Source organism: Oceanispirochaeta sp. (assembly GCF_027859075.1).
GTDB lineage: Bacteria > Spirochaetota > Spirochaetia > DSM-2461 > DSM-2461 > Oceanispirochaeta.
In genome coordinates this window covers 1-6,232 of record NZ_JAQIBL010000127.1, presented here as the reverse complement: position 1 = coordinate 6,232, position 6,232 = coordinate 1, and the positions used below count along the sequence as shown (strand labels likewise).

Sequence of the window (6,232 nt, the reverse complement as noted above, 5' to 3'; positions counted from 1 at the left end):
TGCCGCTGTAGCTCAGTCGGTAGAGCAGTGGACTGAAAATCCGCGTGTCAAGAGTTCGAATCTCTTCGGTGGCACAACTGAACCGTTCCTTCTGGGAACGGTTTTTTTATAACTTTTTTCCATTCTGCATCCCCTGCTGTACTACAAGCTCTTTGGTCCTAAACAATTCTCATCAAATGAGTGATTTATTTTTGAATTTGTTCTAATAAAAAGAGATAAACTCGAAAACAACATCCACACTTAATGTGGATATTGGAGGATATAATTATGAACGAGAATGTAGCCGTTCTCTGGGACATAGAAAATGTAACTCCCCGCAGCAGCGACAGCCTGTTGATACAGGGGATGTGGGATTATGCCGAGTCGCTGGGAAGGGTTGTAACATCCTATGCCTATGCCGACTGGAGCAAACCGGGGTTTCGTTCCCTGGGACCGACCCTAGCAGGACTTCATTTCAACATGCTCCATATTCCCTACCAGAAGACCCGTAAAAATAAAAACGGTTCAGACATGCAGCTGGTCACCGACGCCCTGGAACTCATACGCTTTCATGAACACATCACAACATTTGTATTGATCACTGGTGACAGTGACTTTCGATCTCTTCTTTTAACTTTAAGAAAATCAGGCAAGAAGGTTCATATTATCTGTGACATAAAAACGGCGGCTCAAGACCTATTGATCCTGGCAGACAGTTTTGCGGATTATAAAGAACTGATGCCCGATAACGATGATGAGACGGATGAAACAGAACCCGACGAAAAAGAAAGCGGTCGTAAGAACTTCCCCAAGGAGTACTGGTTTGAACGCCTGGCAGAATCAGCGGTATTTTTACAGAAAGTCAATAAGTCATCCAATATGGGATCAGTCAAAATCAAAATGAAAATGCTTAACCGCGACTTTAATGAGAAGAAGATTGGACCAAGAGGATATAAGCGCTGGAGTGACTTTGTTTCGGCTGCTGTAAGAGCCGGATATGTAACCCTTCAGGATGAAGAGAATCAAACCCTGATCCTTCCCGGAAAGGGCTATATACAGGAAGTGAGTTCACTTCAAACAGCCCTGAAAACTCTTGTGTCCACCCTCGAGGCACTGGATGGAAAAAAAGAACCCCAGTTCCATCCCTACAGCATTATCAGTTCTGAATTAAAGAATAAAGGTGTTGTAATGAAAGTTTTGGGATTCAGTCAGTTCAAGAAGTTCCTCTCTTCCGCCGAGGCCAGAGGCCTGGTAGAAACCAAGATGGAAAATCTCAGGAGCTTTGTAAAACTCCAAAAATAAGAATACGACGGCTTTGATCTTCAGAGCCGTCTTTTATTGCACTTTTCAGTTCAGAATCAAGTTATAAAGCCTTTTTTCCATCTCATAGAATCCCTGAGACTCTGTATTCCTCTCTTCCACAGGAAACAAACCCTTCATATCTTCGAGAACAGCCAGAGGCGGTCCATCCAGGTAGACAATCCTGTCGCCCATCAAGATGGCTTCCCGTACATCATGAGTCACCAGAACAGCCGTGGTTTTCCTGATCTGAAGCAGATCTTTCAATAGGCGGATCAAGGGCATTTTCAGTTTGATATCCAGGCCTTTGAAGGGTTCATCCATCAACAGGAGAGGACTCTCAGTGATAAAAGCCCGGGCGATGGCTGCTCTTTGTTCCATCCCGCCGCTCAGTCTGGAGGGATGGAAATCCTCAAATCCCTGAAGACCGACTAATTTGATAAGGGAATCACATTTTCTACGCTTTTCATCGGCCGCCATGGAATCCGAGAGAGGAAAGCCAATATTCTCCCCCACTGTTTTCCAGGGAAGGAGTCTGGGTTTCTGAAATAGATAACTCAAAGATTCTTCCCTTCTGATGAGACTCCCCTTGCCAGGCTGCAAAAGCCGGGCAGCCAGGTTTAGCAGGGTCGTTTTTCCACAACCCGAGGGTCCCAGGAAAACGGTCATTCCTGTCTCACCCAGGGAGAAGGAAAAGTCATCCAGAATAGGGAGATCTTCATATGCGAAGCTACAGTGTTCCCAGGCTATCATTGTTTTTTCTCCAGAAGCTGAACTAGAAACTCACTCAACCCCGCCAGAAGGACCACAATCAGTGTCCAGGCAAAAAGCTGATCCGTATCCAATTGGAGCTGTGCCGTCTGCATGGCGGTCCCCAGGCCCTCCCGGGGCATGCTGAGAATCTCGGCAGCCACAACCGATTTCCAGGTCAATCCCAGGCCGGTAGAGATTCCATTGAGAAGATAGGGAGCGATAGAGGGAAGAGTAATATCCTTCAAAATGACCCAGCTGGACTTATTATAAACACCGGCCATTTCAAGGAGCTCCGGGTCCACCTGCCTGACCCCCATGGAAACCGCAGATGTCACCACCGGATAGACCACCAGAAAACAGATGAACACCGGCACCATCTCTGTGGGAAACCATATAATGGCCAGGAGTATGAGGGACAAAACAGGAATGGAACGGATACTGATGAGAAAAGGATCTGAAAACCATTTAAAGAAGCGGCTTTTTCCTGCAAAAAAACCTGTCAGCATTCCCAGGAGAAGACTGATGAAAAACCCGCCCATCCCCCGGAGGGTGCTGGCCAGGATCATTCTCCAGGACCCGGCTCTCCCCAGAAACGTCAAGGTCTGAAGGAGTACCTCTTCGGGAGGGGGCAGGATAATACTCCGGCCTATAATCAGGGAGAGAATCTTCCATATCATCATATACAGAAGGAGAGATAATATGGTGGTAATACTTCTCTTTCCTGTAAGAGTCATATCAGTAGTAGAATTCTTTATCCGGGAGAACAGCAGCGATGACATCAGGATTGAGGGTCATCAGACTCGAAAAATAGGGTGCCATCAGGGCTTCCATCTCCTTCCCTTTCAGAAAAACATAATTGCTCCTGGGAATGGCCTGAGCCACAATGGGCGGAGGCAGAGTGAAGCCCTGTTCTTTGATAAGACCCGCTGCTTCAGCAGGATTCTCTGTCACCCAGTTCAGAGATTCCTGAGCCGCATCCCTCAGTATATTCACCAGGTCGGGATACTGATCGGCAAAATCAGATCTGACCACCATCACGGTGAGAGGATAATCTGGTGTCAGAGGAAAAGTGTCCCTCCAGAGACTCTGCATATCAGCTGCGATCACAAGATCCTGTCCTGATTTCAGTGCAATCGTGGCCAGGGGTTCAGGCAATACGGCGGCATTCACGATACCGCCGGCCAGTGCCTTTGCCAGATCTGCAGGGTTAAAACTGTAATCCAGTTTCAGATCGATGCCGTACTCGGCGGCCAGAAGCTGGATAATCAGATCGGGAGTCGTGTTTTTCCCGGGGATATAAATCGTCTGCTCAGCCATGTCTTTTATGGATGAAATCTGCACATCCTTATGAGCCACCAGGTAGAGATTTCCGAGTCCTGTCACCCCGATACATCTGTAGGCGACCCCTTTATTATAAAGGAGTGCTGCCATGTTGGCAGGTAGAACCGCAGCATCCCACTCCCCTTTTAGCATCTGTCCCATTAGGACCTTGGGTGCTCCCAGTACCTGGGTGTCTATAAGGACCTCTGACCCTTGAAAAGGGTTCTCAGATTTCAGTTTTATCAGACCGATCCCGGATGGACCATTTAAGAGAGCGACGCTGACCGGTTCTTCAGGAATTCCACGGCTGATGGTTTCAGGGCTGCCCGAGGCCATGAGAGGAAGTAGAATGATCAGGGATAAAATAGTGAAAAAGATATGTTTCAATTTGTGCTCCTTCCCTTCAGTCAGTATCAAAAAAATGAACAGTACCTCAGGGGTAGATAGTAGTATGACTTTCACAATACGCAGGATGGGCGGAATCGTCAATAAGAACACTGGTCAAAAAGAAACGGTCTGACTATAATAGGCCTCAGAATGTTTACCCCGGAGGTTTAACCATGGAATGGCGAGCGAGTCACATACTGGTAAAAGATAGAAGCCTGGCAGATGATCTGCTCAAAAGATCCAAAAAAGGGGGGAATTTTGCGGCCCTGGCCAAAGAGTTTTCCACCTGCCCCAGCAAGAACAAGGGAGGGGATCTGGGCTGGTTTGGTCCTGGAAAAATGGTAGGTCAGTTTGAAGAAGCCTGCAAACGAATGTCCGTAGGCAGCTACAGCAATGTGGTGCAGACTCAGTTCGGATTTCATGTTATCAAGTTGACCGGACGCCGCTAATGTAATACAGCATCCGATTCAATCTACTGGTTAGCCAAGAATTATGGTCATGATAACAGTGTATATAACCAGAGCATAGATCCATTTCCCGGTAAACTTTGGTGTTTTAATGGGAGCCAGATTAAAACCCAGCATAACGATTAATGCGGTATACAGAATAATAGCAAAAACAGGATGACTGAAAAATCCTTCAAACAGATAGAGAAGAGCCAGGATGATGACATTGTTGTCCAGGGCCAGCCCTTTGTAGGTCTGCCCGTCAATCATTCCGAAAATATTGAAATAACTGAGTCTTATCGCACTTGTGGCGACAATCAAAAAAGCCCCGGGAATAAACGAGGGATTGAAATTTCCATAGCTTAAAAGAAAGACAGCCGGAAAAACACCAAAACTCACCATATCAATGAGTGAATCTAATTGAGGCCCGAAATCTTTATGTGCTTGTGATCTGGATTTCATTTTTCTTGCGATAATGCCATCAAGCCAGTCAAAAAGGACAGCCCAGAGAATAAAAATTAGAGCCAGAGGGAAAGTACCCAGTACGGCATAATATATGGCAAGCAAAGCAAAAAACAATCCCGCTAGAGAGCAAATATTGGGAAGGTCTTTTACAAAATGGAGCATTGTGAGTTCTTTCTGTTCCTGATGTACTTTATCACTTTGATGCATGTAAGCCTCTTTCTGCTACTTTAGGCGTAGAAGAAGTATGAATCAATTTCTGATAATGAGGGATCTGTTTTGGCTGGTAGCTGGTTTTACCAGTTTTATGCGGCTGAGACGGAATAATCTTCTCAGCTAGAACAAGATCCTCCAGAGTATCTATTTCATACCATGGTTTACTATCAAAGGAGACCGATTGAAAACTCAGGTTGTTATCGGAAACCATTTCAGCAAAGACTATTTCATAATAACTATTTACATTTCCAGAGGAAATCTGCTTATCCAGATTTTTTATAATCTTTTTCCAGGACTCAAGAGAAAAACTATAAATATTGACAGTTTTATATCTATCCTGAACTGATACTTCGTGGTCACCCATTTCAAAGGTATCAACCATTGCGGAATGATCAATTGTCACACAGCTGCCATTCATCCAGGGCTGCATTGCTGCAACAGCAATCCGATCCGGATATATCATTTCACTTAGTAGAGAATCATCAAAAACTAGATCACTTTCAAGCAAGAGAAAAGGCTCCCGGATTATTTTTCTGGCCATCCATAAAGAATAAATGTTATTCGTTGTTTTATAGAGTGGACTGAAAATATATTCAATAAAGAGTTCGCCGCTCTGATCTCCGAGAAAGTCTCTGATGCAATGTTCGAGATGCCCTGTAACTATAACCAGTCTTTTAAAACCCTGTCGTTTCAAACTGGATACCATCCGTTCAAGAATTGATCGCCCATTGACGATTGTCATACATTTGGGTTCGTTTTTAGTCAATGGATACAGTCGGCTGCCTGTTCCAGCAGCAAGGAGCAAAGCCGTAGACACAGGTTCATTTTTCTGTGTGTTTTTTTTCAAATCACTATCCTTTAAAAATTTATTACAATAAATTAAATAACAAGGTTAGAAAGGAGATAGGAAACCTGTAAGGTTCTAAATAGCTTTCTATTGAACATAGACTTATAAATTCATCGGAATCGATTTAACCACAATTCTTGTGTGGTTCTAAAATAAACAACATACGTTATCTATAAAAAGATTTAAAAAAAGACAGCGAAATGTAAAAAACATTCGTTTAGAGATGGTTTTTCTCTAAGGGAATCAAAGAATAGAATGACTCAGATGAGTGCATTTCTGAACTGAATCAGAAACAGTTTTAACTTGTTATATCAAGACACTATATAAAGAAAAGAACAAAAGATTTTTATTCTTTTCACCCAACTATTATATCAGACGATACTGAGTTCGCCACTTTTGGGCAGGAGCGTGTTAAGAATTAACATATTAGTTCAATTGTTCATTCTTGTCTAGCTCTATAAGAATTTGTTTCCATATTCATTAAATATTGATTGGACATTGAATAAAAGACCATGAAATACAT

At 43.8% G+C, this 6,232-nt stretch carries 7 protein-coding genes and 1 tRNA gene; 3 read left to right on the top strand and 5 right to left on the bottom strand.

The features are described from left to right. The first annotated feature begins 1 nt into the window (after position 1). Positions 2–74: transfer RNA gene (locus PF479_RS07230), tRNA-Phe, on the top strand. A 193-nt stretch (positions 75–267) separates the two neighbouring features. Further along, positions 268–1,281 (top strand): NYN domain-containing protein, encoded by a 1,014-nt coding sequence (locus PF479_RS07225; RefSeq protein WP_298004187.1) that lies wholly within the window; start codon positions 268–270, stop codon positions 1,279–1,281. A 45-nt stretch (positions 1,282–1,326) separates the two neighbouring features. Here the strand turns inward: PF479_RS07225 and PF479_RS07220 are convergent, their stop codons facing one another. Genes PF479_RS07220 through PF479_RS07210 form a run of 3 tightly spaced genes read right to left on the bottom strand, consistent with a single transcriptional unit; the run spans position 1,327 to position 3,738 of the window. After that, on the bottom strand, positions 1,327–2,031 hold the full coding sequence (locus PF479_RS07220; protein ID WP_298004184.1) for an ABC transporter ATP-binding protein: 705 nt from the start codon (positions 2,029–2,031) through the stop codon (positions 1,327–1,329). Beyond that, a complete protein-coding gene (locus PF479_RS07215) occupies positions 2,028–2,765 on the bottom strand; it encodes an ABC transporter permease (protein ID WP_298004181.1) in 738 nt (245 codons plus the stop codon). The genes PF479_RS07220 and PF479_RS07215 overlap by 4 nt, the downstream gene beginning before the upstream one ends. A gap of 1 nt (position 2,766) precedes the next feature. Then, a complete protein-coding gene (locus PF479_RS07210; protein WP_298004179.1) occupies positions 2,767–3,738 on the bottom strand; it encodes an MqnA/MqnD/SBP family protein in 972 nt (323 codons plus the stop codon). A 173-nt stretch (positions 3,739–3,911) separates the two neighbouring features. On the opposite strand from PF479_RS07210, the gene PF479_RS07205 reads away from it, so the two are divergent. Then, complete coding sequence (locus PF479_RS07205; RefSeq protein ID WP_298004177.1) at positions 3,912–4,187, top strand: peptidylprolyl isomerase; 276 nt, start codon at positions 3,912–3,914, stop codon at positions 4,185–4,187. 30 nt (positions 4,188–4,217) lie between these two features. On the opposite strand, the gene PF479_RS07200 is transcribed toward PF479_RS07205, so the two are convergent. Together PF479_RS07200 and PF479_RS07195 are read right to left on the bottom strand one after the other, a co-directional pair. Continuing rightward, entirely contained in the window at positions 4,218–4,856 is a 639-nt protein-coding gene (locus tag PF479_RS07200; protein ID WP_298004174.1) for a CDP-alcohol phosphatidyltransferase family protein, read from the bottom strand. Then, on the bottom strand, positions 4,843–5,679 hold the full coding sequence (locus PF479_RS07195; RefSeq protein WP_298004190.1) for a phosphocholine cytidylyltransferase family protein: 837 nt from the start codon (positions 5,677–5,679) through the stop codon (positions 4,843–4,845). Before PF479_RS07195 ends, PF479_RS07200 begins: the two co-directional genes overlap by 14 nt. Positions 5,680–6,232: the final 553 nt, after the last annotated feature.

Coding starts and splice junctions, on each gene's coding strand:
- PF479_RS07225 (WP_298004187.1), top strand. CDS start 268: ATGAACGAGAATGTAGCCGTTCTCTGGGACATAGAAAATGTAACTCCC.
- PF479_RS07220 (WP_298004184.1), bottom strand. CDS start 2,031: ATGATAGCCTGGGAACACTGTAGCTTCGCATATGAAGATCTCCCTATT.
- PF479_RS07215 (WP_298004181.1), bottom strand. CDS start 2,765: ATGACTCTTACAGGAAAGAGAAGTATTACCACCATATTATCTCTCCTT.
- PF479_RS07205 (WP_298004177.1), top strand. CDS start 3,912: ATGGAATGGCGAGCGAGTCACATACTGGTAAAAGATAGAAGCCTGGCA.
- PF479_RS07200 (WP_298004174.1), bottom strand. CDS start 4,856: ATGCATCAAAGTGATAAAGTACATCAGGAACAGAAAGAACTCACAATG.